This window comes from Senegalimassilia sp. (assembly GCF_977052095.1).
In genome coordinates, this window is record NZ_CDRSTZ010000009.1 from 52,764 (window position 1) to 69,362 (window position 16,599).

A 16,599-nucleotide genomic window follows, 5' to 3' on the forward strand; every position below is an offset into this window, starting at 1 on the left:
TATGGCGCATCAAAAGCGCACGTGAAACAGTCCTCTAGAAAAGAAAAGCGCCGACGTTTGGCGACGTCGGCGCTGCTATGGCGGCAAATCGTGTGAGTGAGTGGCCGCCGTGGATTAACGTGAGGTGCTACTCGTCATCATCGTCGTCGAAGAACGACCAATCGTCCTCGCCCTTCGGACGGTCGACGAACGTTTTGCGCGTGCGACGCTCCATGATGACGCATGCGATAAGGCTGATGACGATGCCTGCACCAACCATAACGCCGATTCCGGCGTACGTTTCGAAAAGAAAATGGTAAAGGCCGACCCAATCCATGCTGATCCTCACGGTTTCATGCGACTGCGCCTGCAGGCGCGATTTACAAAGCCAAAGTATACTACACCACTTGCCGCGAAACCGCGGCGCAAACGAAGAACAACCACGCTTCGCAAACTGGCTACACGCTCCGAAGACGGCACCAACAGGTGTGCTGGGGGTTGCCGAACGCTAGCGGCGAGGGGCGGCTTGACGTGAGCGTGTTGATACAGCCGCCAACATCGACGGGACAGGGGCTGGCGGCTACGGCGCCACTGGCGGTCCTCTTTCGCGTTTGGTTGCCCGGGGCCTTTGTTGCGAATGCTGCGGACTCGGCCCTCCACCAGGCGCCTTGGGGCATGACGATGGTGCCGGCGATCACGTCGTCGGTGACTTCGGCGGGCAGGCGCAGCGCGCCGAAGCGGTTGGTGGCTTCTACCAGGTCGCCTGTGCGGATGCCGCGCGCGGCGGCGTCTGCGGGGTTGATGGAGATGACCTGCGGCGGCCGCTTCGGCATGGCGAACACGTTGCCCCACGACGAGTGAATACGCGCAACGCTATGGAACCCAAACACGCGAAGCGCCTGGTCGCAGGCGCGCGGCCCTGCTGTGCTTGCTGGGTTGGCGAAGTTGCGGGCGTTTTGACCCGCGTTTGGCTCGAGCGCTTTTGCGGGTTCGCCTTCAGATGCCGGTTGGTAGCCTCTTTCGCACTTGTCTTCGGGCTCGTCTACGCCGAACTCCGCTGCGGTCCATTCGGGCACGTAGGCGGGGATGGGCGTGATGGCGCCTTCGTCGGGCGTGCCGTGCAGCGACTCGGCAACGGCGGCCAGGTGCTCGCTGAAGATTTCCGCTTTGCCTGAAGGCGTGTCCAGCGGGTGCGCAACGGGGTCGCGTCGCCAGTCGGCCAATGCAACGAAAGGCGCGTCCGCTGCGTCTTCGCGGAAGCAAACGCCCTGTTCAAGCAGCTGCTCGAATGGAGGCAAGGTGCTGACGGGCGCGTTTTCTGCGGCGTGGTCGTCGCGGGTTTTCTGCGCTTGGCATGCGGGTTGTGCGCCAAGCGTTTGCGCGCTATCGGTTTGCTCGCTGTCGGCTTGTGCGCCTCCAGTCATCAGGTGCTTTTTCTCGGGCGCCAGCCGCCTGCTGGCTTGCGCGGTGCGTTCGCGGTCGTTTTCGTACAGTTCGCGGATCCACTCCGCTTCCGTGAGCCCTTCGGCGAACGTGGCTTCGATGCCCCAGCGTTTCGCCAGGTCGCAGCACATATCCCATGCGCCGCGGCGCTCGAAGCGCGGCCCAAGCGCGCCATCGGCGGCAACGATGCGCCGGCCCCATGTGTCCGCATCCATGACGCTGACTTGCTCCATGCGGAACAGGTCGGGCAGCACGATGTTGGCGTAGCGCGCCGAGTCGGTGAACTCCACGTCAATGTTCACGATGAACTCGCACGCGCTCGTGTCGGCCAGCACGCGATGCGCGCGGTTGACGTCGCCATGCTGGTTCGTCAGGCAGTTGCCGCCGTGGCACACGATGGCCTTGATGCCGTGGGCCAGCCGCTGGTCGGCCGCAAGCCCGCGCACGCCTTCGGCGGCGCCCAGGCGCGTGCCGTCCTCGATGGCGTCAAGGAACCGATAGGCGGGAATACGGAAAGGAACGCTATTGTGACCTGCGGAAACATGCGTAAGAAACCCGCCACCCCACGCGACGTTCATGCCGTTGTTCGTCCCTGGAAGTCCCACCTGGCCAAGCGCCAGCGCCAACAGCATGATCATGCCGCTGGTCATCTCGCCGTTGCTGCGGCGCTGCGGCCCCCAGCCTTGCATGATGAACGCGGGCTGCGCGTGCGCCAACTCGCACGCAAGGTCGCGGATGACTACTTCGCTTGCGCCGGTGATGCGCGCGGCCCACGCAGGCGTTTTCGCCACGTAGTCGTACCCGGTGCCCCGCAGGTAATCGAGGACGGAAAGCCCCTTGCCGCGCCAGCGCGCAGGCAGCGTGTCGTCAGTGAAGCCGATGCAGCATTCGCGAAGGAAATCCCAGGCCAGCGCGTTGTGCGTAAACGTCAGCTCGTGCAAAAGCGCCGCAACCAGCGCCCCGTCGGTGCCTGGGTTGACGGGCAGCCATGTGACGTTGGCATTGGGCGCGGCTTCTCGATTATGCTTTGCTGCCGAGCTTTCCGATTGGCCATCGGATGGGCAGCTTTGATCGAGAGGGCTGGTTTTGCGGGAGCTTGAGCGTAAAGCATCATTTGTGGAAGTCGGTGTTTCGGCTGATTGGCGCGTTGCGGCCAAACTATTTTCCGCTGCTTTGCGCCCAAACGCTCGCTCGGCTTCGCGGATGGAACCGTTGCGGCGCGGGTCGACCATCACGATGCGTCCGCCTCGCGCGGCCATTCGCTTGCATACGCGGTCCCAGGCGCCATGCCATGTGGCGCGACTGGTTCCCGTTTCCGCAGGTGAAGCACCGAAAACAAGCAGCAGATTCGCATCGGCCGCCGCATCAAGGTCGCTGCCGCCGGGGTAAAGCGCGCCTTCGCCGTACAGAGCGCGCACCATGGCGTTGATCTGCGGGTTCGAGTAATTGTTGTAGCGGTCGAGAAAGCCGCCGAAGCAGTTGAGCAGGCGCTCGAACGGGTCGGCCGTGGTGCACGATTGACCCGTGCTGTACGCCAGGTAGATGGCGTCGTTGCCAAACTCGCGGCGCACACGCGCCAACTCGCGGGCTACGGTGTCAAGCGCTTCGTCCCAGGTGATGCGCTCGAATTGCGCCGACCCGCGCGGCCCGACGCGGCGCATCGGCCACATAAGGCGATCGGGGCTGTTCGCCCAGGCGCGCATGGACAGGCCGCGATGGCACGCGGGTGCGGCCTTGTTGGCGCGCACGCGCGCAAGTTCCCCGTCGCGCAGTTCAAGCACCAGCGGGCAACGCCCCGGGCAATCGATGGCGCAAAACGCCCGCGACGTGGTCTTTTGCGCCATCGAAATTGCACGGGGTGATGGCTCGGCGCTCGGCACCGCCCTGGATGAGGCGCTTTTTGGCACAGATGGGCTGGTTCGCTCCAAGGCTTTCGGCTGGCCTTGATTTTCGCGGATTAGGCCATTGCCGCCGTTGTTATCTTGCGTGCGAAACGTTGGTAGCGTATGACGAAAGATGTGGTTTGCTATGTTCGAAATCGCTTTCATGCTCCCATTATCTTGCATGCTCGCCGGCGGAGATGCTTGCGCCTCAAAATCTTCCATCAGACGGCAGGGTTGCCACAAAAATCGCTCATGTATGTGATTTGTTGGTAGGGGTCTGAGTATCGTCGCAAAATACACTTCTGTGACCTGGGAAAACGTGAAACAAAAAGTGGCGTAAGCCTGCGTTTTCGAGTTAAATCACATACATGAGCGATTTTTGGTTACGCGCGGCTCCGGCTGAGGCGTTTGGAAGGCGATTTCCTGGTGGCTCCGGCTGAGGCGGTTGGAAGGTGATTGCGTGGTGGCGCGTACGATTGATTGCTGGCTTGGCGAAAGGGTGCGAGCCTAAACTCGCTCGAGTTTGGGGCTTGTTGAAAGCTTGCGAGCTATCGCGAAAACAGCAAGGCTGTGAACTGGGGAAATGCGAAGTCATTTTCACTGTTATGAGGCACGTTGGAATTAAGTCCCAAATTCGAGCGAGTTTGGGACAAAGAGGACCTCGAAGCGAAAGCTGGGAAGCCGGAATGACGACATGGAAGGAGCTAGCGGTGGACCGTGGGCACGGTGCGTTTCGGCGGCGTGACCATGGCGTCGGCGTATGGGTTCCGCATCACGGTGACGGGCAAAGGCGGGCACGGCTCCACGCCTGAGAATTGCGTCGACCCCATCGTGGCGGCCATCAAAATCCACGAGGCGTTGGAGACGCTGATGTCGCGCGAAAAGTCGCCGTTCGCCGAGGCGGTGCTGACCATCGGCAAGTTTCAGGTGGGCGACGCGGCAAACGTCATCCCTGAGCAGGCGGGCAAGTCGGCATGCTGTCAGGAAACATTCTCCGCTTCGTCCGCTGTTGCGCCTGGTGAGCGTGGAGTTCCGGATACGGTTTCGGAGGCCAATGGTCCGTTCGGCCACCATACCCCGCGCGTGCGCTTCAACGAGGACTACCTGCCCCAAGCCGCCACCATCTACGCCGCCAGCGCTCTGAACTGGCTAGTAAACCACGGCCGATAATCGCGCCCCCGCGGGTGTGGGCGTGCCGCTCCCGTGAAGGCGTTGCATCGGTTGCGCCGCCCGCGCGTTTGCTGCGCTATACTGGTTCAACTGCTCTACGAGAACCGATTTATAGAAGGAGAGCGCGCAATGCTAGACCTAAAGTTCGTTCGCGAAAACCAAGAAGCCGTCGCCGAGGCGATGAAGAATCGTCATGCTTCATGGGACGCGTCGCGCTTCTCCGAACTTGATGAAGCCCGTCGTGCCGCCATCACCGAGGAAGAGGCCCTGCAGGCGGAGCGCAACGCCACGTCCAAAAGCATCGGCCAGATGATGGCCGCCGGCAACAAGGACGAGGCCGAGGCCGCCAAGGAGCGCGTGCGCCAGATCAACGACCAGCTGGCCGAGGTGTCCGCAAAGCGCGAAGCCGCCGACTCCGAGCTGCACGACATCCTGCTGCACACGCCGAACATGCCGGCCGACACCACGCCGGTGGGTGACGACGAAAACGACAACCCCGAAGTGCGCCGCTGGGGCACCCCGCGCGACTTCGAGGCTGAGGGCATCACCATGAAGCCGCACTGGGATCTGGGCGCTGACCTGCACCTGCTCGAGCCCGAGCGCGCGGTCAAGCTTGCTGCCAGCCGCTTCGTGCTGCTGCGTGGCCAGGCTGCCCGCCTCGAGCGCGCCATCATCAACTTCATGGCTGATACGCATTCTTCCCGCGGCTACACCGAGTGGTGGTGCCCGGCCATGGCCAACTCCAACACGCTTACGGGCACGGGCCAGCTGCCGAAGTTCGAGGACGACCTGTTCAAGACCCGCGAGGGCCTCTACCTTATTCCCACGGCCGAGGTGCAGCTGACCAACATTCACGCCGGCGAGGTGCTTGACGCCGCTGACCTGCCGCTTCACTACTGCGCTTACACGCCGTGCTTCCGCGAAGAGGCTGGCAGCGCCGGTCGCGACACGCGCGGCCTCATCCGCGTGCACCAGTTCGACAAGGTGGAAATGGTGAAGTACGCCAAGCCCGAGGAAAGCTACGACGAGCTGGAGTCCATGGTCAACGATGCCGAGAACATCCTGCAGCTGCTGGGCCTGCCGTATCGCGTGATCAGCCTGTGCACCGGCGACATCGGATTCTCCGCCGCCAAGACGTACGACCTGGAAGTGTGGCTGCCCAGCTACGGCGCCTACAAGGAGATCAGCTCCTGCTCGAACTGCGTCGACTTCCAGGCGCGCCGCGCGAACATCAAGTATCGCGACCCCGAGAACTTCAAGGGCACGCGCTACGTCCACACGCTCAACGGCTCCGGCCTGGCGGTTGGTCGCACCATGGCCGCCATCATGGAGAACTACCAGCAGGCCGACGGCACCATCAAGGTGCCCGAAGTGCTGGTGCCTTACATGGGCGGCGTCGAGGTCATCGGCGACCAGGCGTAGGAAACGCGCAGCAAGCGTAGGAAAACCGCACGTAGATAAGGTATTTTGCACGTGGTAACGAAACGAAAGCCACCGAAGCAGAATAACGTTCAGGGCGCGCCGGCCAAACCGGCGCGCCCTTCCGTTAAGGGCAAAACGGTTGCCCATGGACAGGTGCGTCCCGAGGCGGACGCGAAGGAAGCGGGCGCGCAGTCGGCGAAGGGTGCTGGCGCGGCGGCCGTGAACACAGCGCAGCCGGCGAAACCGAGCAAGCCCAAGCGGCGCATCGCTATGCCGCAAAGCTCATCGCGTCTGAAGCAGAATCAAGCGGCGAACGGCGCGGGGCAGTCGACGTCAGCGGGTGCCGATGCGCCGGCGGCGGGCGGTGCGGCGAAGCCTACGAAGGCGCGCACGCCGCTAGCGGGCTCTTCGACCGGCGCGGGGGCCGCCGGTTCTGAGGCTGCGAACGCGTCTTCGGACGGAAAGCGGCCGAGCGTTTCGGGCGCTAGCGGGCAGCCGAAAACGCGCAAACCGAAGCGATTCTCGGTTGCAAAGGCTGATAAAGCTGCGTCTGACCAGGCGCAACAGCTTGAAGGGAAAGTCTCTACCGCCGACGCGAAATCTGCTGAGGATGCAGCGCGCGCATCGCTTGCGGCCGATGCGGCCAAACGTCGACTGGAACGTCGGCAGCGCAAATTGGCGCACCAGGAAGAGCCGGGCAGTGGCTCGAATGACGCGCGTGCTGGCAAAGAAGATGCCGCGGGATCAACGGGTTCGTTTGGCGCTGGAGCCAGCAGGCGTCGTCGCGCGGGCGGCGTGCGCGGGTTTGCGGCTGGCGCCGCGGATGGCGCCGACGCGAACGCTGCCGCCGACCCCGAGGCTGCGGATGCCGCTGCGCCCCGAAAGCGCAAGGTGCCTGCATTCCATATGAGCTGGCCTTTGGGCTTGGCGCTGACGGTGCTTGCGATCATCGTGGTTGCGGTGTCGGTGTTCTCGTGGGGGCGCTGGCTTCGCTATGACGACGCGGCCGATTTCCAGGGAATGTGGTACGCAAACGGTACAACATCAATCGTTACCGTGGATGGCGAGAAGATTCACCTGACGGACGACGTTGCCTACAACTACACGCTGGACACGGGCGCGAAAACCATCACGTTCACGTTTGGCCAGATGGAAGGCCATGGTCGCTACCGGTTTTCCGTTGATCGCTCGGAGCTGGTCATCACCGACGGCAACGATTTTTCGTTCTGGGGCAACCTGTTCAGCGACATCGCGTGGCAGTTGGATCAGGCTATTCGCAGCATGCAAGGCCAAGAGATCGAGCGCGAGGCTGTGGTTGATGGCGTGACGGTGCTCGACCGCACGCAAACGCAGGGTGCCACCGCTCCGGCAAGCGCTTCTGGCGCTGACCAGGCGAAAAGCGCAAGCGACAACAGTGCGGACGCGGAATCCGACGCCGTGGCTGACGGCTCCGCCGCTGCGGACGCGGGTGTGGACGCAGCGGCCGATGCGTCTTCTGTCGATAGCTTGGCAGGCGTTTCCGCTGGCGAAAAAGCCGATCCTCAATCGGATAGCGCGCAGGACTCCAGCGCATCGGGCGACAGCTCGTTCCAAGGCGCGGTTGCGGAAGGCGGTATCGATTCGGCTGGCAGCAACGCGGTAACGCTCGAACAGTTGAAAAGCGGGTCGCTGTAGTGGCTGTCGACCCTGTTCGCGTCACGCGCATGGAGGTGCATCGCGGCCATCTGGTGTGCCTGGTGTCGTTTGCCGGCGCACCGCGCGTGACGTCTGCAAGCTTGATGCGGCGCGTGTTGCCGGCGTTCCCGATGCTGCCGCAGCATGCGTGCGTGAACGAGCGCGGCACCACGTTCGCTGCCGTGATGGATTGCACGCCGCTGCCGCATCTGCTGGAACATCTGGTGGTTGACCTGCAGGTTCGCACGCAGGTTGCGCAGCAGCACGCAAGGGAGGGCGCGGCTTTGCGCAGTGTTGCGCCCACCGCTTCGCGCACCGACGCGTACGCGGGCTCGGCCGCTCAAGCGGAGCCCACCCCGCGCGAGCGCCCGATTGTCGGTACCAGCGAATGGGCCGATGAGCGCGCCGGTCTTGCGCGCATCGACGTGAGCTTCGCCGACGACCAGGTTGCGCTGCGGGCGTTTCGCGATGCGGTGGCGTTCTTGAACGAAACGCTGCGCGGCGCGGAATAAGCCGTCTGCCGAACGGGGAGCAAGTACCCGTCGCCCTCGTCCAGCAGCCGGCTTTCGCAAGCCAGCTCGCTTACGGCATGAGTACCACTACGTTGTACACAAAACGTGCAACACAAAGATAGAACTTCGAAAGCGGATCGAAAGGAGACCGCCATGGGTTTGAAAATCGCAGTGCTAGCTGGGGGAACGTTCGAACCGGAGCGTTCGGTCGTCGCGGCGAACGACGTCATCGCAGCGCTGAAAGAAGCAGAACACGAGCCGGAACTTGTTATGGTTGACGGCGGCTTAGTGGACACGCTGCTGCGTTCCCATCCCGATGTGGCCATCAACTGCCTGCGCGGAGCGGACGGCGAATCCGGCGACATCCAGGACGCCCTTGAAGCCGCCAACGTGCCATGCGTGGGCAGCAGCGCGGCCGTGTGCCGCCGCGCCTACGACAAGGCGGGCCTTGCCGAAGCGCTGCAGGCGTACCACAACCTTACGGAAGACGTGACCACCGCGGTTACGGCGCAGTCGCTGATGCTGTCGCGCCGCGCGTTTGGAGCATGGGGTGCCGAAGCGGTGTTGTCCCAGGTAGAAAGCCGTATTTCAAGTGGCTATCCGCTGTGCGTGAAACCTGCAAGCGCCAGCGCCGCCCAAGGCGTTTGCCGCGTGGAGAACGCCGAGCAGCTTTCCGAGGCGCTGCACGAGGCCCTGAAGCTTGCCGACCGCGCGCTGGTGCAGCAGTGGGTCGAAGGCGTCGAACTGACCGTTCCCGTTATCGGCACGGGCTGGAATGCGTTCGCGCTGCCGCCGGTGGAGATCGTGCCGAACGCTGGCTGGTACGACGCCGCCGCGCGCGCAACCGCCGGCGCCGTGGAGCTCCATACGCCTGTGCGCAACGCGTCTTTGTCCCCCAGCGAGCCGGACGCCCAGGCCATCCGCGCCGAAATCGAGCGCGCCGTGCTGGAGGTCTACCGCGCGCTCGGCATGCGCGACTGCGGCTGCATCGACCTGATCTGGGACGGCGCCCAGGCCATCATCCTCGAGGCCACCGCGAACCCCAACTTCGCCGCCGAAGCCCCGTTTGCCCAAGCGGCAAAAGCCGCCGGCCTCACGCTGCCCAACCTGCTCAACGAACTGGCCGAAAGCGCCCTCGACGCATAAGCCCTTCCGCGTGAACCTAACGAAATGGCAACTGATTTTTGGTCAAGCTGCGATTTGAGCGGCCGAGCGGTTGCGAGCACCTATAATAAGCGGGAAAACGATATTCAATCGTGGACCTTTAAGGAGGCCGTTATGAGCAACAAACTCGGTATTTTCCTGGCAGGCGGCGTTGCTGGCGCTGCAGTGGCTTTGCTGTGCGCCCCCCGCACGGGTCAGGAAGCTCGCACGCTGGTTGCGGAAAAGGTGAACGCTGCTTGGGGCCAGGCGCAGAACATCGGCGCTGATGCTGGCTCGAACGCTCAGCATGCGTACCAAAACGTTGCTGCTCGCGGTCAGGAAGTCGTGTCCAACGTGCAGGCTCGCGGCCAGGAAGTTGCTGGTCAGGCGGCTGCTCGCGTGCAGGAGGTTGCCGCAAAGGTGAAGCCTTCCTTCACGCAGGACAACGACGAGCTGCGCGAGAAGATTGAAGCCGCTCGCCAGCGCATTGCCAACCAGGTTGCCAAGAACGCCGAGGAATCCGGCGAAGCTGCCGAGGAGCCGGTCGAGGTTGCCGCTGAGGCCGTCGAGCCCGAGGTCGCGGCAGACGCCGAGCCCGCATCTGCAGCCGAGGAAAAGGCCGAAGAAGAATAGTTCACATTTCAAAATCATCATGACGAAACGACGCGTCCTCAACCTACCCGGGTGCAAAAGGGCGCGCCGTTTCGTGCTGTACGGGGGAAAGAAAGTCTCATGGCGAGCAAACTCATCACCACAAAAGAGCTGACCGGCACGCGCGTAATCGGCGGCAAGAAAGGCACGAAGCGCATCGGCAAGGTGCGTCGTTTCGTGTTCCACCCGAAGGAGAAGCGCGTCATCGGGTTCGTGGTGAAGCGCCCCGACCTGCTGTGGATGTTCCACCGCTCGGACCTGTTCGTGCCCATCGACGGCTACGACCTGGTGGACGGGCGCATCGTCATTCGCCCCGAAGCGGCAACCAGCGGCAAGGCGTACTGCAAGCAAGCGGGTCTGAACTGGGACGATTGCGTGTTGTGGGTTGGCCTGCCCGTCATGTCCCAAGACGGCGAGTCCTACGGTTACGTGGGCAACGTCACCTTCAATCGCCTCACCGGCACGGTCAAATCGTTCGAAACCGACAACGGCGCCGCGTCCAACACGCTGCTGGGCAAACGCACCATTCCGGCGGACATGGTGCGCGGCTTCAAGCGCGGCGTGGGCGCAGCGCTTGCGCAAATGGGCGACGAAGGCACCGAAACCGACGAGGTGCAGCTGGGCGCCATGTTGGTGTCGAACGAAGTTGCCGACCTGAACAGCGAAGGCGGCGTGGCCGAGGCGGCCGGCGCCGCAACTGCGGTGGCCGTGGACAAGGTGCACACCACCGTTGATAAGGCCAAACCCGTCGTCAGCAACGCTGCGAAGAAAACCGGCGAGGCCGTGAACAAGGGCGCCTACGCCACGGGCAAGCAGATCAGCAAGTCCAAGCACATGTTCCAGGACTTCAAGAGCGAGTACGACAAGGCCGTAGCACCGTCGGGCACCACGAAGAAAACGTCGTCTTCCAGCACGAAAAAGACCACGTCAACAGCCAAAAAGAAAGCCGATCCCAAAAAGAAGAACATGTTCGCATCGTTCAAGGAAGAGTACGACAAGGCCCGCAACGGCGACTAACCCGAAAGCGAAGTGAGCGCTATGAAACGCAACAAAACTATCGCCGCTCAATCGCGCAAGAAGCAAGCAGCAAGCTCCCGCAAGCGGACGAAGCGCGCAAAGCAGCAAGCTAAACGCGGCGGTCGCCGCCAGGAACGAAAAGAACGCGTGCAGGAGCGCAGAGAGGTCATTCGCGCAAAAGCCAACGAAGAAACGGAACTGCGCGGCAGGCCCGTGCGCCGTGGCGACATCTTCAAGATCGTCGGCCTGGTGGCATTCGTGGCCATCATCGGGCTGCTTGGCTGGCTTTTGTGGCCCTACATCCACACGCTGTTCGAGCCCGGCGGCATCAACGAGGTCATCAACGACGTGCGCAACGCCGGTCCGCTTGGCTTCCTCATTCTGCTGGCGCTGCAGTTTCTGCAGATCGTGGTGGCATTCATCCCCGGCGAGGCCACGCAAATGGCAGCCGGCATACTGTACGGCCCCTGGGTTGGCGGCTTGGTCATCCTTATCGGCAGCATCCTGTCAAGCGCGTTCGTGTTCGTGGTGGTGCATCGCTTGGGTGCGCCGTTTGTGCGCGACATGGTGTCGGACAAATGGCTCGACAAGTTCGAGCGCTTTGAGAAATCGGGTAAGCTTGAGCTGACGATATTCGTGCTGTTCCTTATCCCCGCCATGCCGAAGGACATCTTCACGTACCTGGTGCCGCTGACCAGCATGCGCATGCGCACGTTTTTGGTGCTGTCGAACGTCGGCCGCATTCCGGGCATCCTCATTTCCACGTACGCGGCAAGTGGCCTGGTCGACGGCAACGTGTGGGGAAGCATCGTCATTTTCGCGGCGCTGGCCGTGGTGGCCGTGGTGTGCCTGATTTTCCGCGACCAGATTGTCAACGCAGTTGAGAAGCTGTCGAAGAAGAAGTAGCGGGAGAGTCGTTGGGCTAACCGCCGGCACAGCGGCGGTTGAATTCGTTTGCTGGCGAACGGTTTTACGGCGGCGATAAGGCTGGCAGGTAATAAGAAGCGTTTGGCGAAAGTGCCGATGGTGTAAGTTGCGGAGGGAAGCGCAATGGACTCGATGAACAATCGCAGCGCGGCCGAAGAGGTTGCGGCGGCAGAAGCGGAAGTGCGTGCGGCGCAGGCGCGTCTGGACGCGGCGCGGGCGCGCATGGCAAGCGAGCAAGCAGCATCGCCGCAGGTCGAAGCCCAGCCGCAGCCGGGTGCGTGCGGCGCGTACGCTGCGCCGGTGGCGCCGCAGGCCGGTCAGCCGAGTCAGAACGCCGCTGCCCAGCCGTATGCGCAGCCTTACGTGCAACCTGGTCAGACGCCCACCGGCGCACAGCAACCTTATGGTGCGCAGCAGCCCTATGCGCAGCCGGGTGCGTACGGCGCGCCGCAAAACCCGTACGCGCAGCAATATCAGCAGCCCTACGTAGCCCCCACGGTTGGCGAAAAAGATCACGTTGCCGCAGGTCTTTTAGCTATTTTCCTGGGATGGCTGGGCGTGCACAAGTTCTATCTGGGCTACAACACGTCCGGGTTCATCATGCTGGGCGTGTCGGTGCTCGGCGGTATCGTCACGCTGTCCGTGGCGGTGTGGGCCATCTGGGTCATCGCCATCGTCGAGGGCATCTTCTACCTCACAAAATCTCAAACCGAGTTCGAGCAAATGTACGTTTTGAACAAACGCGAGTGGTTTTAAGCGGCGGGCTGTTGCCGGTGAGTGGCCGCTTACCGGGTTGGTCGGGGCTTTTTCCGTGTATGGGCCGCGGCGGGGCTTGCGGCTTCGCTAGAATGAACCCAACGTGTGGCGCGCAAGGTGCGCTGCCTTTCCTTGGAATTTGCATCCTTAAAGGAGGAACATCATGCCCAAGATCACTCGCGACCAGGTGAAGGTACCTGCCGACGTCCTGGCTGACGTCCGCGAGACGTACGTCGACAACTACATGAAGGCCACCCGCGGGACTGGCCGCCTCATGTTGTTCGCGTGCGACCAGAAGGTTGAGCATCTGAACAAGGACTTCTACGGCGAGGGCATCGACATCGCCGACGCCGAGCCCGAGCATCTCTTCAAGATCGGCGACCAGGGTGTGTGCGGTGTTTTGGCTGGTCAGCGCGGCCTGATTGCGCAGTACGCTGCCGATTACCCCAACATCAACTACCTGGTGAAGATGAACTCCAAGACCAACCTGGTCAAAACGGCCCAGGAAGATCCGTACAGCCCGCAGCTGTACGACCTGGACGCCGTGCTGGCCATGCGCGAAAACGGCGTGAACATCGTTGGCCTGGGCTACACCATCTACCTGGGCAGCGAATACGAGTCCACCATGCTGGCCGAAGCTGGCGAGCTCATTGCCGCCGCTCACGCGAACGGCCTGCTGGTGGTGCTGTGGATTTATCCGCGCGGCAAGGCCGTTACCGCCGAGAAGGACCCGGACCTTATCGCCGGCGCTGCTGGCGTGGCGCTGTGCCTGGGCGCCGACTTCGTGAAGGTCAACCCGCCCAAGCCGGAAGGCGACGACAAGCGCACGCCCGCCGAGGCGCTGAAAATCGCCTCCATGGCCGCAGGCCGCACGGGCCTGGTGTGCGCCGGCGGTTCCACCGTTGACGCCGAGACGTTCCTCACCCAGCTGTACGACCAGATTCATGTGGGCGGTGCCGACGGCAACGCTACCGGCCGCAACATTCACCAGCGCAGCCTGGACGAGGCCGTTCGTCTGACGAAGGCCATCAGCGCCATCACGCTGGCCGACTACACCGTTGCCGATGCCCTCAAGGTGTTCAACGGCGAGCAGGATTTCGCCTGGGAAGACTAGCGGTTGAGGCAATCTCGCATTCTCGCGTGCCCCGAAAGTTCGTGCTTTCGGGGCATTTTTTGTGCGTTTGCCCTACAACGCGAGCGCTTTTGTGTCGTTCCACCCCGCGTTTGCGCCACTTAACGGAAAAATGTGGGCATTTGTTGTTACGAATTCGTTACCAAAAACTAGAATAAGGTGCTCACGCTTGACGTGAGAAAGGCGAGATACCAAAAGGAGATTGCGGGCATTTGAGCGATCAAACGGCTATTCAGGCGAGTGCGGAAGGCACCGCGCAGGCCGCTCAACAAGCGGATGCGTCGGGAAAGGCCAAGTGCGAGGCGGAGGAACAGGCTGCCGCGCATGTTGGAGAGCAAGCCCTTCGGCCTGGGGAGCAACCCTCCCCGGCAAAGGACGAAAAGCACCTCGTGTTGAAACGTATTCTCGCTGCACACGAGCGCTGGTTCGATGTGCAACGTGAGTACGAATACGCCGGCCGCACCTTCCCCGGGTACGCCGAATTCCATTCCTACGGCGAAAAGTACGTGCTGGTCAAGCGCGCAAAGCTGTGGGAAGTCGACACGCACGAGTATCTGTTCTTCGTCCTGGCCAACCGCCTGGACGAAACTCAGGTGCGTGATCTCGTGTCGTTCATGGAAAACGACGGGCTTGCGAAAGTGGTTCCCGAACCGAACCATATGTCGTCGGCCATTTCCCTGGTGATCGTGGCGGATTCCTGTACCGAAGAAGCGTTGCGGCTGGTGCGCAAAACCAAGTTCCGCAAGAACTTCGCCTTCGGTATCCGCGGCTGGGCGGACCTCCGCGTGGCCGTTGCCGACCTTTCCACGAAGCGCGTGACCACGAACGCGATGGGCAAGCAACTCAAGCAGACGATTGAGGCGAACCTGTCCGTTCAAGCGTAAGAACCACGACGCAATAGTAAGAGGAACCCATGAACGCATTGTTTATCCTCCTTGTTGCTGCGGTCATCCTGGTCATCGGCTATGTGTGCTACGGTGGCTGGCTTGCCAAGCAATGGGGAGTTGACCCGAAGCGCCCGACTCCGGCCCATGAGCTGGAAGACGGCGTAGACTACGTGCCCGCGCCGCCCTACGTGGTGCTGGGCCACCATTTCTCGTCCATCGCCGGCGCAGGCCCCATCAACGGCCCCATCCAGGCGGCCGTGTTCGGCTGGGTGCCCGTGCTTTTGTGGGTGCTCATCGGCGGCATCTTCTTCGGCGCTATGCACGACTTCGGCAGCTTGTTCGCGTCGCTGCGCCATAAGGGCCAGACGCTGGCCGTTGTTGTTGCCGAGAACATCGACAACACGGCGAAGAAGCTGTTCTGCATCTTCGCGTATCTGACGTTGCTGCTGGTCGTTGCCGCATTTGCCTCCATCGTTGCCAACACGTTCGCCGTCAGCGCCACCGCTGCCGCCGCGTCGAACCTGGCCAACGAGCAGACGGCCATGATCTCGATCATCTTCATCGGCGTGGCCGTGGTGTACGGCTTCCTGACCCGTGGCCGCAACATCCCCGGCCCGGTGAACATCGTCACCGCCATCATCCTGATCATCATCATGGTTGCCATCGGCTACAACCTGCCGCTCATGGGCATCTCCCTGGCGCTTGATTACAACACCTGGATGATCATCCTGGGCGTGTACATCCTTATCGCCTCCGTTGCCCCCGTGTGGATCCTGCTGCAGCCGCGCGACTATCTGTCCAGCTACCTGCTGTACGGCATGATCATCTTGGCCGTCATCGGCATTGTGGGTGCATCGCTCATGGGTGCTGCGTCCAACCTGCAGATCCCCGCGTTCACCGGCTTTGTTGCCACGAACGCCGCCTTCGACGCTTCCACCGGCCAGGCGCTGGTTGACGAGGCGGGCAAGGCCATCACGAACAAGGCCGCCGCTTCTGGCTTCCTGTTCCCCGCGCTGTTCATCACCATCGCGTGCGGCGCCATCTCCGGTTTCCACAGCCTGGTTGCTTCGGGCACCACGTCCAAGCAGCTGGATAAGGAAAGCCAGGCGCAGCCCATCGGTTACGGCGGCATGCTCATCGAGTGCCTGCTGGCCGTCATCTCGCTGTGCGCCGTCGGCTTCGTGTGGAGCAAGTACGCTGCGGGCGGCTACGCTTCCCCGACCGCCGTTTTCGCTGACGGCCTGTCCCAGATGCTCGCGTGTATCCCCGGCCTGGCCGACGTGCAGGGTCTGGCATACGCGCTGCTCATCTTGGCTGTTTCCGCGTTCTGCCTCACTTCGCTCGATACTGCAACCCGCCTGGCTCGCTACATGTTCCAGGAGCTGTGGACGCCCGTCGACACGAAGCCCGAGGACCTCACGGGCGTGCGCAAGGTTATGGCGAACCCCTACGTTGCCACCATCATCACCGTGGTCATCGGCGTGTTCCTGGGCATGACCGGCTACACCATCATCTGGCCGCTGTTCGGTGCTGCCAACCAGCTGCTGGCCGCCCTGGCTCTGCTGGCCGTGGCTGCATGGCTGGGCAACGCGGGCCGCAACAACAAGATGTTCTTCGTCCCGATGGCGTTCATGCTGGCCGCCACGCTGACCTCGCTGGGCATCACGTTCTACCAGAAGATGCTGCTCATCATGAAGGGCGGCGACATCTTCGCCCCCGCCGTGCAGGCAATCCTGGCTGTGTTGCTGTTCGTGTTGGCCGTGGTGCTGGCCGTCAAGGGCGTGAAGACCATCGTGGCCACCGTCAAGCGCAACGCCGCGTAAGCTGGTGCTCCGCTAAAGGGAAGGCCGCGCGACCCTGCGCCTTCTGAGATCCAAAAACCCCGTCGCAACCTTGGTTGCGGCGGGGTTTTTGCGTTACGGGGCGTATGGGGCGAAGGGGGCAGCTCACAATGGGGAAGCGGGTGAACGGTTTCGCGGGGTTTGCCGGTTGGTAGCGTAGCC

General features: G+C 62.6%; 14 protein-coding genes. 12 read left to right on the forward strand and 2 right to left on the reverse strand.

What is annotated here, in order from left to right:
• Positions 1 to 127: 127 nt before the first annotated feature.
• Positions 128 to 316 (reverse strand): DUF6724 family protein, encoded by a 189-nt coding sequence (locus tag ACWI6D_RS03295; protein ID WP_288285013.1) that lies wholly within the window; start codon positions 314 to 316, stop codon positions 128 to 130.
• A gap of 121 nt (positions 317 to 437) precedes the next feature.
• Entirely contained in the window at positions 438 to 3,266 is a 2,829-nt protein-coding gene (locus ACWI6D_RS03300; RefSeq protein WP_449133650.1) for a molybdopterin-dependent oxidoreductase, read from the reverse strand.
• 756 nt (positions 3,267 to 4,022) lie between these two features.
• On the opposite strand from ACWI6D_RS03300, the gene ACWI6D_RS03305 reads away from it, so the two are divergent.
• The 12 genes from ACWI6D_RS03305 (at position 4,023) to ACWI6D_RS03360 (ending at position 16,419) form a co-directional block, all read left to right on the forward strand.
• Positions 4,023 to 4,475 (forward strand): peptidase dimerization domain-containing protein, encoded by a 453-nt coding sequence (locus tag ACWI6D_RS03305; RefSeq protein ID WP_449133651.1) that lies wholly within the window; start codon positions 4,023 to 4,025, stop codon positions 4,473 to 4,475.
• A 129-nt stretch (positions 4,476 to 4,604) separates the two neighbouring features.
• Positions 4,605 to 5,897: a serine--tRNA ligase gene (serS, locus tag ACWI6D_RS03310; RefSeq protein ID WP_337368462.1), complete on the forward strand. Its 1,293-nt coding sequence runs from the start codon at positions 4,605 to 4,607 to the stop codon at positions 5,895 to 5,897.
• A 51-nt stretch (positions 5,898 to 5,948) separates the two neighbouring features.
• Positions 5,949 to 7,571 (forward strand): hypothetical protein, encoded by a 1,623-nt coding sequence (locus ACWI6D_RS03315; protein ID WP_449133652.1) that lies wholly within the window; start codon positions 5,949 to 5,951, stop codon positions 7,569 to 7,571.
• Positions 7,571 to 8,083, forward strand: coding sequence for a cyanophycin synthetase family protein (locus ACWI6D_RS03320; protein ID WP_449133653.1), 513 nt, complete (start codon positions 7,571 to 7,573; stop codon positions 8,081 to 8,083). The genes ACWI6D_RS03315 and ACWI6D_RS03320 overlap by 1 nt, the downstream gene beginning before the upstream one ends.
• Positions 8,084 to 8,236: 153 nt before the next feature.
• A complete protein-coding gene (locus ACWI6D_RS03325; RefSeq protein ID WP_449133654.1) occupies positions 8,237 to 9,229 on the forward strand; it encodes a D-alanine--D-alanine ligase family protein in 993 nt (330 codons plus the stop codon).
• 132 nt (positions 9,230 to 9,361) lie between these two features.
• Entirely contained in the window at positions 9,362 to 9,859 is a 498-nt protein-coding gene (locus ACWI6D_RS03330; protein ID WP_449133655.1) for a hypothetical protein, read from the forward strand.
• Positions 9,860 to 9,958: 99 nt separating this feature from the next.
• Positions 9,959 to 10,894 (forward strand): PRC-barrel domain-containing protein, encoded by a 936-nt coding sequence (locus ACWI6D_RS03335; RefSeq protein ID WP_449133656.1) that lies wholly within the window; start codon positions 9,959 to 9,961, stop codon positions 10,892 to 10,894.
• A 21-nt stretch (positions 10,895 to 10,915) separates the two neighbouring features.
• Positions 10,916 to 11,800, forward strand: coding sequence for a VTT domain-containing protein (locus ACWI6D_RS03340; protein WP_337368468.1), 885 nt, complete (start codon positions 10,916 to 10,918; stop codon positions 11,798 to 11,800).
• Positions 11,801 to 11,944: 144 nt separating this feature from the next.
• A complete protein-coding gene (locus tag ACWI6D_RS03345) occupies positions 11,945 to 12,577 on the forward strand; it encodes a TM2 domain-containing protein (protein ID WP_337368469.1) in 633 nt (210 codons plus the stop codon).
• Between the two features lie 163 nt (positions 12,578 to 12,740).
• Positions 12,741 to 13,691: a hypothetical protein gene (locus ACWI6D_RS03350; RefSeq protein WP_337368470.1), complete on the forward strand. Its 951-nt coding sequence runs from the start codon at positions 12,741 to 12,743 to the stop codon at positions 13,689 to 13,691.
• 230 nt (positions 13,692 to 13,921) lie between these two features.
• Complete coding sequence (locus ACWI6D_RS03355; protein ID WP_337368471.1) at positions 13,922 to 14,593, forward strand: hypothetical protein; 672 nt, start codon at positions 13,922 to 13,924, stop codon at positions 14,591 to 14,593.
• 29 nt (positions 14,594 to 14,622) lie between these two features.
• Complete coding sequence (locus ACWI6D_RS03360; protein ID WP_449133657.1) at positions 14,623 to 16,419, forward strand: carbon starvation CstA family protein; 1,797 nt, start codon at positions 14,623 to 14,625, stop codon at positions 16,417 to 16,419.
• The last annotated feature ends 180 nt before the right edge of the window (positions 16,420 to 16,599 follow it).

Excerpts from the sequence above, each read along its gene's own strand:
- ACWI6D_RS03295 (WP_288285013.1), bottom strand. The coding sequence starts at position 316 with ATGGATTGGGTCGGCCTTTACCATTTTCTTTTCGAAACGTACGCCGGA.
- ACWI6D_RS03300 (WP_449133650.1), bottom strand. The coding sequence starts at position 3,266 with ATGGCGCAAAAGACCACGTCGCGGGCGTTTTGCGCCATCGATTGCCCG.
- serS (WP_337368462.1), top strand. The coding sequence starts at position 4,605 with ATGCTAGACCTAAAGTTCGTTCGCGAAAACCAAGAAGCCGTCGCCGAG.
- ACWI6D_RS03325 (WP_449133654.1), top strand. The coding sequence starts at position 8,237 with ATGGGTTTGAAAATCGCAGTGCTAGCTGGGGGAACGTTCGAACCGGAG.
- ACWI6D_RS03330 (WP_449133655.1), top strand. The coding sequence starts at position 9,362 with ATGAGCAACAAACTCGGTATTTTCCTGGCAGGCGGCGTTGCTGGCGCT.
- ACWI6D_RS03335 (WP_449133656.1), top strand. The coding sequence starts at position 9,959 with ATGGCGAGCAAACTCATCACCACAAAAGAGCTGACCGGCACGCGCGTA.
- ACWI6D_RS03340 (WP_337368468.1), top strand. The coding sequence starts at position 10,916 with ATGAAACGCAACAAAACTATCGCCGCTCAATCGCGCAAGAAGCAAGCA.
- ACWI6D_RS03345 (WP_337368469.1), top strand. The coding sequence starts at position 11,945 with ATGGACTCGATGAACAATCGCAGCGCGGCCGAAGAGGTTGCGGCGGCA.
- ACWI6D_RS03350 (WP_337368470.1), top strand. The coding sequence starts at position 12,741 with ATGCCCAAGATCACTCGCGACCAGGTGAAGGTACCTGCCGACGTCCTG.
- ACWI6D_RS03360 (WP_449133657.1), top strand. The coding sequence starts at position 14,623 with ATGAACGCATTGTTTATCCTCCTTGTTGCTGCGGTCATCCTGGTCATC.